The organism is Streptomyces sp. NPDC017936, from assembly GCF_044328485.1.
Taxonomy (GTDB): domain Bacteria; phylum Actinomycetota; class Actinomycetes; order Streptomycetales; family Streptomycetaceae; genus Streptomyces.
Window position 1 is genome coordinate 12,511 of record NZ_JBIRHK010000021.1, and the last position, 13,631, is coordinate 26,141.

The 13,631-nt window shown below is 67.4% G+C and carries 15 protein-coding genes and 4 pseudogenes; 6 read left to right on the forward strand and 13 right to left on the reverse strand.

Features of this window, described 5'->3' with window-relative positions; translation table 11 throughout:
* Positions 1-152 precede the first annotated feature (152 nt).
* Complete coding sequence (locus tag ACH4F6_RS33890) at positions 153-1,040, reverse strand: helix-turn-helix transcriptional regulator (protein ID WP_397964211.1); 888 nt, start codon at positions 1,038-1,040, stop codon at positions 153-155.
* 72 nt (positions 1,041-1,112) lie between these two features.
* Complete coding sequence (locus ACH4F6_RS33895) at positions 1,113-1,907, reverse strand: SDR family NAD(P)-dependent oxidoreductase (RefSeq protein ID WP_397964212.1); 795 nt, start codon at positions 1,905-1,907, stop codon at positions 1,113-1,115.
* Between the two features lie 460 nt (positions 1,908-2,367).
* Between ACH4F6_RS33895 and ACH4F6_RS33900 the strand changes: the two genes are divergently transcribed.
* The 3 genes and pseudogenes from ACH4F6_RS33900 to ACH4F6_RS33910 form a co-directional block, all read left to right on the forward strand.
* Positions 2,368-3,188, forward strand: a protein-coding gene (locus tag ACH4F6_RS33900; RefSeq protein WP_397964347.1) for an IS5 family transposase whose coding sequence is annotated in 2 segments (ribosomal slippage) — positions 2,368-2,704 and positions 2,704-3,188 — 822 coding nt in all. Because the reading frame shifts where the segments join, the coding sequence is not laid out codon by codon here.
* Between the two features lie 273 nt (positions 3,189-3,461).
* The gene (locus ACH4F6_RS33905; protein WP_397964213.1) at positions 3,462-3,740 is read left to right on the forward strand and encodes a peptidase inhibitor family I36 protein; all 279 of its coding nucleotides are present in this window, start codon (positions 3,462-3,464) and stop codon (positions 3,738-3,740) included.
* A gap of 259 nt (positions 3,741-3,999) precedes the next feature.
* Positions 4,000-4,200: pseudogene (locus ACH4F6_RS33910) on the forward strand (IS5/IS1182 family transposase); the annotation flags it as partial.
* Between the two features lie 11 nt (positions 4,201-4,211).
* Here ACH4F6_RS33910 and ACH4F6_RS33915 read toward each other — a convergent pair.
* From ACH4F6_RS33915 to ACH4F6_RS33935, 5 genes and pseudogenes are all read right to left on the reverse strand, one after another.
* A pseudogene (locus tag ACH4F6_RS33915) lies at positions 4,212-4,952 on the reverse strand (helix-turn-helix domain-containing protein); the annotation flags it as partial.
* A gap of 36 nt (positions 4,953-4,988) precedes the next feature.
* Entirely contained in the window at positions 4,989-5,321 is a 333-nt protein-coding gene (locus ACH4F6_RS33920) for a glyoxalase superfamily protein (RefSeq protein WP_397964214.1), read from the reverse strand.
* Between the two features lie 171 nt (positions 5,322-5,492).
* Positions 5,493-5,774 (reverse strand): hypothetical protein, encoded by a 282-nt coding sequence (locus ACH4F6_RS33925; RefSeq protein WP_397964215.1) that lies wholly within the window; start codon positions 5,772-5,774, stop codon positions 5,493-5,495.
* Positions 5,775-5,845: 71 nt separating this feature from the next.
* Positions 5,846-6,705 (reverse strand): IS5 family transposase gene (locus ACH4F6_RS33930; protein WP_397964348.1). Its coding sequence is split into 2 segments (ribosomal slippage): positions 5,846-6,357 and positions 6,357-6,705, totalling 861 coding nucleotides; the frame shifts between segments, so codons are not numbered across the junction.
* A gap of 96 nt (positions 6,706-6,801) precedes the next feature.
* Positions 6,802-7,101, reverse strand: coding sequence for a hypothetical protein (locus ACH4F6_RS33935; protein ID WP_397964216.1), 300 nt, complete (start codon positions 7,099-7,101; stop codon positions 6,802-6,804).
* Between the two features lie 251 nt (positions 7,102-7,352).
* Here ACH4F6_RS33935 and ACH4F6_RS33940 point away from each other — a divergent pair, with 251 nt between their 5' ends.
* Positions 7,353-7,859, forward strand: a complete 507-nt coding sequence (locus tag ACH4F6_RS33940; RefSeq protein ID WP_397964217.1) for a hypothetical protein — start codon at positions 7,353-7,355, stop codon at positions 7,857-7,859.
* A gap of 307 nt (positions 7,860-8,166) precedes the next feature.
* Here ACH4F6_RS33940 and ACH4F6_RS33945 read toward each other — a convergent pair whose 3' ends face one another.
* Positions 8,167-8,679, reverse strand: a complete 513-nt coding sequence (locus tag ACH4F6_RS33945) for a hypothetical protein (RefSeq protein ID WP_397964218.1) — start codon at positions 8,677-8,679, stop codon at positions 8,167-8,169.
* Between the two features lie 104 nt (positions 8,680-8,783).
* On the opposite strand from ACH4F6_RS33945, the pseudogene ACH4F6_RS33950 reads away from it, so the two are divergent.
* Positions 8,784-8,996 (forward strand): annotated as a pseudogene (locus ACH4F6_RS33950) (DUF5131 family protein); the annotation flags it as partial.
* Positions 8,997-9,188: 192 nt separating this feature from the next.
* Here the strand turns inward: ACH4F6_RS33950 and ACH4F6_RS33955 are convergent.
* Positions 9,189-9,926, reverse strand: coding sequence for a TetR/AcrR family transcriptional regulator (locus tag ACH4F6_RS33955; RefSeq protein WP_397964219.1), 738 nt, complete (start codon positions 9,924-9,926; stop codon positions 9,189-9,191).
* A gap of 87 nt (positions 9,927-10,013) precedes the next feature.
* On the opposite strand from ACH4F6_RS33955, the gene ACH4F6_RS33960 reads away from it, so the two are divergent.
* Positions 10,014-10,874, forward strand: a complete 861-nt coding sequence (locus tag ACH4F6_RS33960; RefSeq protein WP_397964220.1) for an SDR family oxidoreductase — start codon at positions 10,014-10,016, stop codon at positions 10,872-10,874.
* 301 nt (positions 10,875-11,175) lie between these two features.
* Here the strand turns inward: ACH4F6_RS33960 and ACH4F6_RS33965 are convergent, their stop codons facing one another.
* The 4 genes and pseudogenes from ACH4F6_RS33965 to ACH4F6_RS33980 form a co-directional block, all read right to left on the reverse strand.
* Positions 11,176-11,607, reverse strand: a complete 432-nt coding sequence (locus tag ACH4F6_RS33965; RefSeq protein ID WP_397964221.1) for a hypothetical protein — start codon at positions 11,605-11,607, stop codon at positions 11,176-11,178.
* Positions 11,608-11,737: 130 nt separating this feature from the next.
* The gene (locus ACH4F6_RS33970) at positions 11,738-12,016 is read right to left on the reverse strand and encodes a hypothetical protein (RefSeq protein ID WP_397964222.1); all 279 of its coding nucleotides are present in this window, start codon (positions 12,014-12,016) and stop codon (positions 11,738-11,740) included.
* Positions 12,017-12,312: 296 nt separating this feature from the next.
* A pseudogene (locus ACH4F6_RS33975) lies at positions 12,313-12,740 on the reverse strand (hypothetical protein); the annotation flags it as partial.
* A 265-nt stretch (positions 12,741-13,005) separates the two neighbouring features.
* The gene (locus ACH4F6_RS33980) at positions 13,006-13,617 is read right to left on the reverse strand and encodes a hypothetical protein (RefSeq protein WP_397964223.1); all 612 of its coding nucleotides are present in this window, start codon (positions 13,615-13,617) and stop codon (positions 13,006-13,008) included.
* Positions 13,618-13,631 lie beyond the last annotated feature (14 nt).

Consider the following 13,631-nt stretch of genomic DNA (forward strand, 5'->3'; position numbering starts at 1 on the left):
CGAGCGCGGGGCTCGCCACGCACCATGGAATCCGCCGGGACCGGGCCTGCCGGTCTACGGTGCTCTATTCGTCGATGTGCTGGTCGGGGCATTGATGGCGCGTGTGACGTGGGTGTGGGTCGCCGGCGGTGAGGCCCGGACTGCCCAGAAGGTCAACGCGCGCGGTCGTCGTCCGGCATCGGGGAGGGGGAGGGTGCCTCAGTGGCCCAGGCCAGCAGCATCCGCAGGCCGTCGTGTGATGGGCTGCCTGGCTCGGCGGCATACGTGATCAAGGCCTGATCAGGATCGTCCGCTGCGCGCAGGGTCTCGTAGGCCAGTTCCAGATCGCCGACCACCGGATGACGGAATCGCTTGGTCCCCGAGGTCTTGTCCTGCACCGGGTGCTCAGCCCACCAGCGACGGAAGTCCTCGCTCTTCATCGACAGTTCGCCGATCAGGCTCGCCAGCTGGGGGTCCTCGGGGTGCCGTCCCGCGTCCAGGTGGAGGTAGGCCACGTTCTCGCGGGCGCAAGAGGTCCAGTCTGCATATAGTTCCCGGGACGTCTCGTCGAGGAAAGTGATCCGGGCGATGTTGCGCTCGGCTCGGTCAAGGGCTGCGTAGTCACCGAAGAGGGCGACCGCTGCCGTGTTCCAGGCCAGTATGTCCATGCGCCGGCCCATCACCATCGCCGGCATGTCCACCAGATCGTCCAGCAACCGCTGGAGCATGGGGCGCACGCATTGCGGCCGGGCCTGGCGCCGGGGAACGTGCCGGGCGGCGGACTGCGGTCGGGCAAGGCGGTGCAGGTGCCGCCTGGCATCCCCGTCCAGCCGAAGTGCGCGGGCGAGGGCGTCGAGAACCGCGCCCGAGGGGTTGGGCACGCGACCCTGTTCCATCCGGGTGTAGTAGTCGACGCTCACTCCGGCGAGCTGCGCGATCTCCTCGCGGCGCAGGCCCGCGACCCGGCGCTGGCCTCCGAAGTCGGGCAGGGCAACGTCCTCGGGATGCAGAAGAGAACGGCGGGTGCGAAGGAACTCGCCCAGGTTGATCGCTGTGCTCATACGACGATTGTGGCCGATCGTGATGGGTGGCTGCCTGGCCCTGCCGGGGCCAGGCAGCCACCACACCCGCCGTCAGGAGGCGGGGATGGCAGTCACCAGGCCCCCGTCGACGGCGATGTCCTGGGCAGTGATGTACGACGACCGCGGGGAGAGAAGGAAGGCCACGGTCTCGGCGATGTCCTGGGCCTGGCCCAGCCGCCGCAGCGGCACCTGGGAGCGGATGGCATCGTGCGAGGCAGGGTCCGGGTTGGCGGCATCGAACATCTCGGTCACGATGTAACCCGGGCTGATCGAATTGACCCGGATACCGCGCCCGGCGAGATCACTGCCCAGCGTGCGCGCCAGATTGTGGACGGCGGCCTTGGTGGCCGCGTACACCGGTGCGACAGCCAGGCCCCGGTGCAGTGTCCACGAGGCGTTGATCACGATGGAACCGCCACCCGCCGCCTTGAACAGCGGCAGAACCTTCTGGACCGTGAAGAACACCCCCTTGAAGTTGACGTCAACGCTGAGGTCGAAGTCCTGCTCAGTGACCTCGCCACTGCGCTGGAACACTCCGACCCCGGCGTTGGCGAACACCCCGTCCAGACGTCCGTGGCGTTCACGGATCAGGGCGGCCAAGCGGTCGAGATCGGTGAGGCTGGCGGAGTCGGCCCGGACCGTGAACAGCCGGGCACCCTGGTCGGACACCTTGTCCAGTTGTTCAGCAGCGTGGTCGAGGCGGGCATCGTCGCGGCCGGTGATGACGATATCGGCGCCGGCTTCCAGGAGCAGACGCGCGGTGGCCAAGCCCATCCCGCTGGTTCCGCCGGTGATCAGGACGACACGGTTGTGGAAGCCGGTCACATCGCTGTTGCTGTCGGTCATGACCACAGCCTCGCCACCAACCGTCGGGCCAACCAGGCCCAAAACAACCTGTGTCTCCCAGAGCCCCCTTCTGCAGGCAGCCGAGACAGCCGTCACCCCGCCGCCCTGGACGTCCAACGATGCGACACGCACCACCCGGCCCTGGGCGTCAACCCCCGAAGGGCTTCCGGAGCCGACCCCTTAGGGCTCGCAGAAAAACAACACGCTGATTTTCAAGCCTCGTTGAGCAACTGTGGTAGCGGCCGTCGACCTGCTGCGATCTCCCGTGTGGCAAGGTAAGGACCTCTCCGGACCCGCGCGGTGCAGATCGCTATGACCTGCAAGTCCAGCGTCCGATACCATAACGACGCGCTCCAGAACCAGAACCGACGCGTTGTTTTTCTGCGAGTTACTGATCATTTCAGAATGAGTTTGACTCAGAGGCCTGGCAGTTGAGCTGGTGGGCGGCAGAGTTCTGCAGGTGTCGGATGACCTTGTGCCTGACGATCTGTGGGAGCGTGTCGCCCCGCTGCTCCCGCCTCGCCCGCCGCGGCGTCGGCGGTATCCAGGCAGTCTGCCTGCGGATGACCGTGTGGCTCTGCGCGGGATCGTCTACGTCCTGTGCACGGGTGTGACCTGGGCGGACGTGCCAACAGAGACGATCGGCTGCAGCGGGGTGACGTGCTGGCGGCGCCTGCGGGACTGGACCGAGGCCGGCGTCTGGTCCCGTCTGCATGAGATCCTTCTCGCGGAACTCCGCGGAGCCGGCCTGTTGGACATGGACGACGCCGCGATCGACGGCTCGCATGTACGGGCCCTGAAAGGGCGGCTCACACCGGACCTTCGCCGGTCGACCGTGGCCGCCGCGGCAGCAAGCACCATGTGATCACCGACCGGCACGGAACACCCCTTGCCATGTCGTTGACCAGCGGAAACCGTCACGACGTCACCCAGCTCATGCCGCTGCTGGACGCGATCCCCCGCATCCGCGGCCTGGTAGGCCGGCCGCGCCACCGGCCACGACGGCTCTTCACCGACCGCGGCTACGACTACGACAAGTACCGCCGACTCCTCCGCGCTCGTGACATCACGCCGAAGATCGCACGCAAGGGCACCGCCCACGGATCCGGCCTGGGCAAGACCAGGTGGGTCGTCGAGCGGACCTTCGCCTGGCTCCATCAGTTCAAACGCCTGCGGACCCGTTACGAGATACGCGCCGACCTCCACCTCGGACTGCTCCAACTCGCCTGCAGCATCATCTGCTTGCGACGACTCCGAATCCCCTGCCGAAACGACCGGTAGGCCGCGAGAACGCCATGGCCCACCCCTTCCGGAGACTGTGACCTATGTCATCTCTGTGAACCGCATGCGCGCGGTGATCGTCTTACGACCGGATTCCTTCGAGGAGTGACAGCTGGACGCGGCGACCGTGGCCGCGCTCCCACAGGCAGCAACGGGAAAGAGGTAGGTATGAAGCTGACAGTCAAGACCGCGGTATTGGGAGCGGTCCTCGCCTCTACCGCCGTACTGGCAGCTCCGGGAACCGCATCGGCTGACCCCGCCAAGGACGGGATCGTGAGCAGCTGTCGGGAAGGCATGATCTGCTTCTTCGACGGCCACAACCTCACCGGGGACGTCGTGCAGCTCTATCCGGTGCAGACCCCCAACATCGGCTGGGCGTGGAACGACCGGGCCAGCTCGGTGTGGAACCGCAGCGGCGACGAGCTCTGCATCTGGACCGATGTCGACTACAACGGCATCTCCTACCCCATCGCGCCGGGTGCAACACAGGAACTTCTGTTCCTCTACGACAACGCGGTGTCCGGCTTCTCGATCAATCAGTGCGGAGGCTGAACCGGCCGGTTGGTCGAACCCGCCATCCTCCCGCGCAGCGCGGGAGGATGGCGGGTTCGGCCAGGTGGCGTCCCGTGAGACACCGTGGGCGCATTCGGCGGTGGCCGCCGGATGACCTCGCGCGGGACCGTGACTGATCGCTTCATCAGGTCTGTGGCGAGCCTTGGTATCCCGGCCGCGTAGCGGCACGGTTCTGCAGGTGCCGGACGATCTTGCGCCTGATGACCTGGGAGAGCGCATCACCCCGCTGCTCCCGCCCCGCCCCCGGATCGCCCGCCGTGACGCTTCGCGCGGCTCAGGGCCGGGCAGGACCCGCTGGGTCGCCGAGCAGAACTTTGCCTGGCTCCACCAGTCCGGACGGCTGCGCACCCGCTACGAGATACGCGCCGACCTCCGCCCCGGCCTCCTCCAACTCGCTTACGGCATCATCTGCTCGGGACGACTCCGAACCTCGTTTTGAAACGATCAGTTAGCCAGGTCGTAGGCAGCGAAGAGGTGCCTGACCCCGTGCGGGCAGGGGTAGGTCGCCCGCCGCCGGGGCCGGGGCTCCCGGTCGGGGTCCTTGTGCCGTCCGCCGCGCTCGGCACACTGTCGACCGGGTTGGGGCTGGAGGTTGAGCGGGCCGAACTCGTCCAGGCATAAGACGACTTCGGGCTCGCCGTCCTCGGGTATGACCTCCCCGTCGGCGATCGCGTAGAGGTGCTCGACGCGGGCCTTCTTGGCGGCATAGTCGGGATCGCGGGAGGTCTTCCAGGTCTTCATGCGTTGAAACGACACGCCCTCCTCGCGGAGCAAGATCCGAGGGCCCTCATGGCTGATGTCGTCGACCACCCCCTCGGCGACCAGGAAGTCGGCCAGCTCGGCCAGGCTCCAGGTCGAGAACGGCAGACCGTGCTCGGTCGGCCTGGACCTGGCGATCTTCATGATCTCGCCCCGCTCCGGCAGGGTGAACGTCCTGGGCCGACCGCCTTTGTACTTCGGGTAGAGGCAGTCGAAGCCGTCGGCGTTGAAGTGGTGGATCACATCCCGGACCCGGTCCGCGCTGTTGAACGTCACCTCGGCGATCTTCGCCACGGGCATGCCCCGCGCAGACAGCAGCACCATCTGCGCCCGCCGCCAGGTCACCACCGACCCGCTGCCCCGGCGGACGATCCGCAGCAGGCGCTGCCCCTCGTCGTCATCGATCTCGCGGACGCGTACCCGCTCAGCCACCAGCACAGCTTCTCTGCCGCGCGCTGCCAGCGATGGTCATTCCGTCGGCGTGCCGATCCGCAGCCGGTTGCCGTCAGGGTCACGCAGCTCAATCTCACGCCCCCACGGAGCATCCTTCGCCTGCACCCCGAACTCGGAGGCGATGGCATCGACATCACGAACGCGGAGGTAGACCAACGTGTCGGGACGGGCATCGCCCCTGTGCTCCGACAAGAACAACCGCACCCCGCCCCGAGCGACTTCGACGAACGCGGGAAGTCCCGGTTCGAAGCGGTGTTCCCACTGCTTGGCGAAGCCCAGTCGCTCGTACCACCCGACCGCCACCGCAGCGTCCTCGACGCGAAGAATGGGAATGACTTCCTCGTCCATGGCGTCATCGTCGCAGACCGCCCAGGGCGGACGTTGCCTGATGCGGCACTGGCTCGTGATCACCGTATTGATCACGAGCGTTGTCAACAGTGAGTGGTTGAGGCGTGTTTCAAGGTTGGCGGGGCGTTATGGACGAGGGGAAACCGGTTGCTCGCCATCGCACTCGTGGTCCTAGGGGATGTCTCTTCGGTCGGCTGACGGACGCCACTCCTGGCGGTACTGGGAGTGCTCGGCGTAGGACTGTGCCGGCACTTTGAGCGCATGAGCGAGCCCTGCGCGACGTGAATCCGCCGAGTCCATCGCCTGGTAGTCCCTGGCCAGCATGTCGACCAGATCGAGCATCGGCAGGTGGCTGTCGAGGAGGGCGTCGGCACCGAGGCGGTGGGCCACCTCGGCATAGGCGTGGTTGTCCTCCATGTTGCGGTCCCGAAGGAACTTCACGAGGTCGTCCATAGGTCGGTCTTCGCGCAGAAGCAAGGGCCATCGGGTGGGTTCACCGTGATCAGTTCAGCTGCGGAGCTGGGTCACCTACGGGCCCAGATAAGGATGGCAGCGAGGTGGAGTACGGCTTGGTAAGCGATGGAGAGCTTGTCCGTCCGCAGGGCCAGACCGCGCCACTGCTTGAGCCGGTTGATGCATCGCTCGACCGCGTTGCGCTGCTTGTACGCCTCGGCGTCGAAGGCCGGCGGGCGACCGCCTGCGCTACCTCGCCGCAGACGGTGACCAACCTGATCGGACGGCTGCGGAATGACAGCACGGATCCCTCGTCGGCGCAGCTGCCCACGGATCGCACGCGATGAATACGCGCGATCCGCCAGGACGGCCTCCGGACGCGTCCTCGGTCTGCCGCGTCCGCTCCGGGGAACGCGGATGCCAGCCATGATGGCCTCGAAGGCCGGTGCGTCACCCGCCTGGCCTGCGGTGACGTGGAGGGCCAGGGGTCGTGCATAGCTGTCGCTGGCGAGATGGACTTTTGTGCTTAGGCCGCCGCGGGAGCGTCCGAGACCGTGATCGTCTGGTTCGGAGCGGTCCGCAGCCCCCTTTTCCTGGCTCCGGCGGCATGTTGATGGGCTCGGCAGACGGTGGAGTCCACCGACACGGTCCAGCCGATGTCGTCGCTGTCATCGGCCGCTGCCAGGACTGCGGCGAGGATCCGTTCCCAGGTGCCGTCCACGGCCCACCTGATCAGCCGTTTGTGAGCGGTCCGGAACGAACCGAGCTCGTCCGGCAGGTCGCGCCAGGGCGAGCAGGTGCGGTACTTCCACGCGATGGCCTCCAGCGTGCGACGGTGGTCGGCCCACCGCCGCCCACGGACCGGATCGGCCGGCATCAGCGGCTCGATCCGGTCCCACATCGCATCAGTGATCACTAACCGGACAGGAATATCCGATCAACTGATCAGCTCTCGAAGAGACACGCTCTAGTCAGACTGGAAAGACGCATAACCGCTCCGGCACGCCGCCGAGTCCGGGCACGGCTGTCAGGCGCCTGGTCGTCGAGCAACGCTGAGTCGCGCCTCTTCACCCCTCATGTCCTGGGGCCGGCGTTCATCGATCACCGCCGCCGCCTCACGGCAGGCGCCGCAAGCGTTCTCCCGCTCCGGCAGCCACAAGTGGTCAGACGGCGACATGCCATCTTCCTGGATGCCGCACAGGGTTTCGTCGAAGACTCCAAAGGCGTGCGACACGTCGGCAGGCAGGCCGTCCGCGACGGCTCTCTCCCCGCGCATCTCCATCGGCAGGTATGGCGGCCGCGCGATCTCGAACGACTCACCACCCACCTGTGTGACGGTATGGCACCACCAGCAGGACCAGATCTGCTCTTCCCGGACAGTCGGCGCCACTGGCCATCGCCACATAGCCCGTCTCCACACATCGCACTCCACGAACGGATCCTGGCACGCGCACATGCACAGCCACCAACCCCGTGACCGGCCTCGACGTACCGAACACCCCTGCCAGGACGAAACGCTCTTTCGGCTCGAGGTTCAACCCGTAGGAGCCTTGGGTGCGTGGCTCGCATACTGGTCCAATGAGTTCGACCTCCACGCGCCACCGGTTCCGGGACCCCCGGAGCACGAAGTACGACTTCCTCACGTCGGTTCTCGTGCGCTGTCCCGGCTGCGAAAAGGTCGCGCACATCGGTACAGCACCAGACCCGTCCCGGGTTCACGACCAGGGCCTTTTCGCGCCGAGGCGTCTCGTTTGTCGGAGCTGCGGGATGGCGAAGGACTGGAGCCGCGGCGGTGTGGCCTTGCACCGGGACCGGCACGCGCCGGCCACAGACCCGTCCTTCGATGCCCGCCTCTGGCTGCAGACCGAGACCCGGCACGGGTGGGTATGGGCCTACAACCTGGAACACCTGGACCTGATCAGACGATTCGTACAGGCATCGCTGCGTGAAGGGATTCCCTGGCACGACCACAGCCGAAGGATGACCGTGGTGGCACGCCTGCCGGCATGGATGCAGCAGGCCAAGAACCGTGACGAGGTGCTGCGGGCCATCGCCCGCGTCCACGCCTCATTGCTGCGCACCTGACCTTGGCTTCAGCCAGTTCGGCGTGGCTTCGTGCCCTTCCCGTGGTGGGCAGGTCGACTGAACGCCTCACCGGTGGCGAGGACTCCGCCCACGTCGTGGCAGGCGACGGGCTGGCGGTTCGTCGAACCCGGTGGTCGGTCAGAGCCGGGACGAGACGGTTTGCCGGGTCATCGCCGGCGGGGAATCCGGTCCCAGGGCCTGACCGCTCCCTCCGCAGTGGCTGCATGATGTGCGCGACCAGTGCGAGTGGGCCGTAGTGCCGTTCTTCTTCAAGCTTCTTTGCACTCTCCCCGTGATGAACGTTCGGTCATGGTCCGCTCCCAGGCTCCTGGCGAGGTTCGCCGGCTGGTAGCGGTCGCGGAGTTGGCGGGGTGGGCTCGTTGCCCATGTCGATTCGCGCGCACCTGGCGATCAGTTCGGCCGCCTCGTCGGCAGCGTCGGCCGCCTTGGCCAGGTCACCTTCCCCGAGGAGGGCGAGGGCCGTGTTCATCCGCTCGACAGCGACGGGGAGGCGCGTTCCGCCGCCGGGACGATGGCAGTGGGCCGTCAGAAGACGCAGCTGGTACTGAGCTTCGACGAGATCGTCGAACCATTGCTGCAGGAGGGCCTGGTCAGGCGCACGTCCGGCGGGGATCTTGTGGCGGTAACTGGCGGCTCTGGTCAACGCGTGGAAAACGCCGTCGTAGGCGGCGGCCCGTTGGTCCCGGCGCCACGTCGCGGCCTCGTGTCGTGCTTGCCGTCGTTCGGACAGGGCTGAGCCGATCACGGCCGTCAAGGCCCCCAGAGCCGCACCTATCAGGCCAATGATCGCCGATGTCATTCTGCCCCTCTGGAAGTCGAGACTCCGAGCAGGTCCGGGGGGAGGAGCCGTAGCCGAGCAGTCACGTTCCGTTCCAGTCCCATTATTGCTGCTGGCGGTGGGCCATGAGTACCTCGACGACGATTGAGTGGACCGAGGTCATCTGGAATCCCACGACGGGCTGCGACCGGATCTCGCCCGGATATGACAACTGCTATGCGTTGAAGCCGACCAAGCGGCTGAAGGCGATGGGTCAGGTGAGATACCAGCGGGATGGTGATCCGCGGACCAGCCGTCCTGGGTTCGGGGTCGCTGTGCATGACGAGGCCCTGCTCGAGCCACTGCGACGAGTCTCCGCGCTGCCCCGGTGGGCGGTTGAGGCGTGTTTCAAGGTTGGCGGGGCGTTGTGGACGAGGGGAAACCGGCCGGAGCCGGGTGGCCGCCCGTGGCCCTTCTCGGTGGACGCCACTTCATCGAACGATCTCTCCTCGGGAGGCCTTCTCATCTGCACGAGGGCTCCTGCCGCGCGATCAGGCATGCGGAGCGCCACCGTCCGCCACAAGGCGGGTGAGCCACTCGCGCAGCAGGTGCTGCTCGGCGTCGCTCAGGACACCGGCATCGTCGGGGAGAGCGGCGCGCAGCGCGCGGGCCGCCGCGACGGGGCCGGTCTCCGTGGTGGGGACCGTGGGTTCGGCGCGAGTGATGGCGGCGACCATGGCCTCGCGGAGGGCGGTCAGCAGCGCCGGATTGCGGCGGTCTGCCGGGGTGGAGTGCCAGGTGGTGACCGCGCCTCGGCCGGTGGCCTGGATGATCTGGGCAGCCAGTTCCTCGTCGACCCGCAGCCACCCCCCGGCCGCCAGTCGCCGCACCCGGCCATGGAGGATCTCCAAGCCCGCGCGGTGTGCCATGTCGGCCCCCCGGCCGGTGGCCCTGTTCATCACCGCGAACAGCTCGGGGCGGGAGATCCCGAACTCCACCACCATGTCCCAGCCGCGGCGCAGGTCCTCCACCGCGTCCCGTGGTTCGGGATCGAGCGGCGCGCGCTTGTTCTCCAGGAACTGCGCGTAGCCGTGCTCCGCGACGGCCTCGAGGAGACCCTCCTTGTCGCCGAAGAGGCGGTAGATCGCCGGCGGCTGCATCCCGGCCGCGGCGGCGACCGCACGGGTGCTCACCGCATCCGGCCCGCCGTTCTCCAGTAGCTCGACGGCCGCCTCGACGATGCGGCGACGAGGGCTGTCGGGGGTGTCGGGGGTGTCGCGCGTAGCCATGAACCGATGATATCGAGAACTTGGTTCCACTGATATTCCAGTGTTAACGTAAAAGTGATTCCACTGGAAACAGCGTCGGGAGAACCCATGATCATCGTGACCGGAGCCACCGGAAAGCTCGGCCGTCGCACCGTCGAACGCCTCCTGGAGCGCGTTCCCGCCGACCGCATCGGCGTCAGCGTCCGCGACCCCCGCAAGGCCCAGGACCTCGCCGACCGCGGCGTCCGTGTCCGGCAGGGCAGCTTCGACGACCCCGCCTCGCTCGTGCATGCCTTCGAGGGCGCCGAGCAGCTGCTCCTCGTCTCCCTCGACCGCACGGGCGAGGAGTGCGTCACCGGCCATCGCACCGCCATCGACGCCGCCGTGAAGGCCGGCGTCGGCCGCATCCTCTACACCAGCCAGATGGGCGCCGCCCACGACTCCCACTTCCAGGCGTGCCGCGACCACGCCCGAACCGAGGACCTGCTGCGCGCCACCGGCCTGCCCTGGACCGCGCTGCGCAACGGCTTCTACGCGGCCAGCGCCTTGCAGTTCCTGGAGTCCGCCCGCCACACCGGCGACATCGCCCTCCCCGCCGACGGCCCCGTCGCCTGGACCGGCCACGACGACCTCGCCGAGGCCACCGCCGCGATCCTCACCGAGGAGGGCCGCTTCGAAGGGCCCACCCCGCCGCTCACCGGCGCGGCAGCACTCGACTTCGGCACCATCGCCGAGATCACGTCCCAGGCCACCGGACGGCCCTTCACCCGCACCGTCGTCCCCGACGACGCCTTCCACGAGCAGGCCCTGGCGCACGGCGTCCCGGCCCCCGTCGCCGACCTGATGCTGAGCATCTTCGCCGCGGCGCGCAATGGTGAGTTCGCCGCCGTCGACTCGACGCTCGCCGAGCTGATCGGGCGAGAGCCCGCCACCTTCGGGGCCCTGCTGGAGCAGGCCTGGGCCGAATAGCCGGACTCACAGTCGTCGGTCGATCCCCTGAAGCTTCCACCCCGCCGGCTGCGCTCACCGTTGCACGACGGAGCCTGGCAGAGGGAAGGTCGACGTCTGTGCCGTGCCACAGCCGCGGTTGTCAGGAGGGGCCGCAGGCGGCTGCATGCCTCAGAGGTGATTACGCCGTAATCACTCGGCTCAGGACGGCACTCTGCGAGGACGTCGATCACCGATCGGGGTTTGTCGAAAAGCCGCATCAAAACATCGGCGGCGGCCTCCGTACCGCAGCCGGCTGTGTGGATCCGAGGAGAGGGGTGGACTACGGCCACGGGGACATAGGTGTTCCGTCCGGGGCCGGCCCGTACGGCCACATCGGCTCCTTCTTCGCTTCCTCCTGCAGCACGGCCAGGGTGATCAGTGCGTCCGCGTCACCGGCATCGGCGGCCAGACGGGCCAGGTGTGCGGCGCTTGCCCGGTCGTTCGCACCTGCCCGCATCAGAGCCAGCGCAATGAGGGCTCTGATGCTGCCGGCGCCGAAGGCTTGCTCGTACAGGCCTTCGGCGCCTTCCAGCTCTCCCGCTCTCTCCCGCAGCGCGGCCAGTGATCTCGAGGCGCCCACGTCACCTGCACGGGCGGCGTGCCAAGCCACATGCTCAGCTCGCCTGCGGTCCCCCGCCGCCTCCCTGACACGGGCCAAGTGGTTCAGGACGCCGACGTCGACGACCTGTCGGGCCAGCGTCTCAACGTCCACGCAGCAGGCCAGAGCCGTGCCCGGACTCAGCAGAGTCGGCCGGGTGGACCTCCAGTTCGTGAGGATCCCACTCGTCGATCGGCTTGCCAGGTCCTGCTCTCCCCTCGACGGCCGCTTCACAAGCAGCGGTTCACCGCTGCTCCAGCAGCTCTTCCCCGGGAAGGTGCAACCGATGGGCGAGTGCCGCCACCGTTCTCGCCGACGGCACGGGCCCGTCGGACTGAAAAACCGCTGACATCGGCATACGCACCAGACCTGTCCGGCGGGCGAGTGGCGTCTTTTCCAGACCGGAGCGGGCCAGTCCATCACTCAATCGCCTGCGAAGCTCCGTCAGCGCGACATCGAGATCGTTCTGCTCGTCCTGCACCCGCTCCCCGCCAGTGATGTGTCCGTCCGTGTCCATCTTCATTCCGGTGAACCCCGGAGAACACCGATTCCGCGACCTTCGAGCCCGTCAATACCTCATCACCTGAAGTGAGTTTGCCGTGTCTGTCACCGTCTTCCTGCTCGCCATCGCACTCATGGTCCTGGTACTGCAACGGTGCTTGTGCTGATTGCTTACCGGTTCAGGGACTGTGTCCGCGGCGCTTGTAGTGACTGATACGGGCCTGGTGCTGGCGTCGTCGCCAGGTCGACCAGTGCAGGATGGGGTCGACCGGGGTGGGCCGGCGGTCGGTGAGTCGGGTGATCAGGCGTCTGATTTCGGGAGGCTGAGGTGGATGAGCTGGGAGGATCCGTTTCTGCTTTCTCCGCGTCCAACTGTCGGGCCCGCAGGACGGTCAGGCAGGCGTGGGCGGCCATGACCAGGGTCATGTGGCGGTGCCGGCCGGGACAGCGGCGGATTTGGTAGTCGTCCAGGCCGCATTCCTGCTTGGCGGTCTGGAAGCACTCCTCGACCGCCAGCGGTTGCCCGCGATGCGGATCAGCAGCCGCTGCATGCGGTCGGGACCCGCATGCCCAGCCTCTTCCGCAAGCGTCCAGCCGTTCTTCCGCTCCAGCGGCGCGATCAGCCCTCGCATGTGCGCCAGCGCAGATTGCCGCGGCTCCTCCCGGTTGAACCGGTGCACGAACCGCTCATGCAGAGCGCTCAGTTCACCCGCCCACAGCCTGACATCAGCAAGGTCCCCGCCCATGACCACACCGACGAACGAGCTGGCCAGCAGTCACGGCAAACACCGTTGCAGTACCAGGCCGCCGCGAGCACACGAGCGACATCGTCCAGGCCGTCACTGGTCTGCTGTCCCCTCAGCAGACCACGTACCTGATTCCGGCACGGCAGGTGTGATCACCAAGCCCCGCCGAGATCCTCGACGTCTCACCACCTGCCGTGCCCGAGCTTGTTGGTGATGGTACGAACCTGCTGCAAGACCGGCAGCAGGAGCGGTTCAGAAGTGTCCGTCAGGCGCGGCCCGAGTACAGGATGACGGTGCCCTCTCGTACATCTTCCGACGGGACCGGGTGCGTTCCCTCGACGAGGCCGGTTATCTGATCCATCAAGCTGTAGGCGACGCCGGTGAGGGAGCCGGGTCTGGACGTCCGGATCTTTTGCCTGATGCGCCATGGTTTTCCGTCCACTTCAACCAGCAAGTCAGTGCTGGTCTCCTGGTAAGCGATGTCCAGTACGGTTCCTCGCCAGCTCTGCCCTATGTCGTAGTTGTAGAAAGCGTCGGCGCTCAGCGCAAGTTCCCGTAGGACGTAGGCGTGCTTGATGAGGCTTGACGCGTCGGGCCGCGGCGTCCACAAGCAGGCGTCATGCCCGGGGGGCTCCGGAGAGGCGGGCAGGCCCTGCGCTGCCAGCTGGCAGCGCAGGGCCTCACGCGTGCAGTCCCACTTCAGGTCAAGGCGGACGGTCTTCCGAGCGGGTGACTCGACCAGCAGCCCGGGACGCTCACCGACGATTTCCAATCGGCTGAAGCACAGTCCCCACTCCGCGGTGGGGCGTTGCACGGCAGCCAACTCTCCGAGTAGCCGGCAGGCCCGTAGCACCTGCCCCTTGTCGCCAATGCGCATCGTTACCGTCCAGC

Excerpts from the sequence above, each read along its gene's own strand:
- ACH4F6_RS33890 (WP_397964211.1), bottom strand. The coding sequence starts at position 1,040 with ATGAGCACAGCGATCAACCTGGGCGAGTTCCTTCGCACCCGCCGTTCT.
- ACH4F6_RS33895 (WP_397964212.1), bottom strand. The coding sequence starts at position 1,907 with ATGACCGACAGCAACAGCGATGTGACCGGCTTCCACAACCGTGTCGTC.
- ACH4F6_RS33920 (WP_397964214.1), bottom strand. The coding sequence starts at position 5,321 with ATGGACGAGGAAGTCATTCCCATTCTTCGCGTCGAGGACGCTGCGGTG.
- ACH4F6_RS33925 (WP_397964215.1), bottom strand. The coding sequence starts at position 5,774 with ATGGACGACCTCGTGAAGTTCCTTCGGGACCGCAACATGGAGGACAAC.
- ACH4F6_RS33940 (WP_397964217.1), top strand. The coding sequence starts at position 7,353 with ATGAGTTCGACCTCCACGCGCCACCGGTTCCGGGACCCCCGGAGCACG.
- ACH4F6_RS33945 (WP_397964218.1), bottom strand. The coding sequence starts at position 8,679 with ATGACATCGGCGATCATTGGCCTGATAGGTGCGGCTCTGGGGGCCTTG.
- ACH4F6_RS33955 (WP_397964219.1), bottom strand. The coding sequence starts at position 9,926 with ATGGCTACGCGCGACACCCCCGACACCCCCGACAGCCCTCGTCGCCGC.
- ACH4F6_RS33960 (WP_397964220.1), top strand. The coding sequence starts at position 10,014 with ATGATCATCGTGACCGGAGCCACCGGAAAGCTCGGCCGTCGCACCGTC.
- ACH4F6_RS33970 (WP_397964222.1), bottom strand. The coding sequence starts at position 12,016 with ATGAAGATGGACACGGACGGACACATCACTGGCGGGGAGCGGGTGCAG.
- ACH4F6_RS33980 (WP_397964223.1), bottom strand. The coding sequence starts at position 13,617 with ATGCGCATTGGCGACAAGGGGCAGGTGCTACGGGCCTGCCGGCTACTC.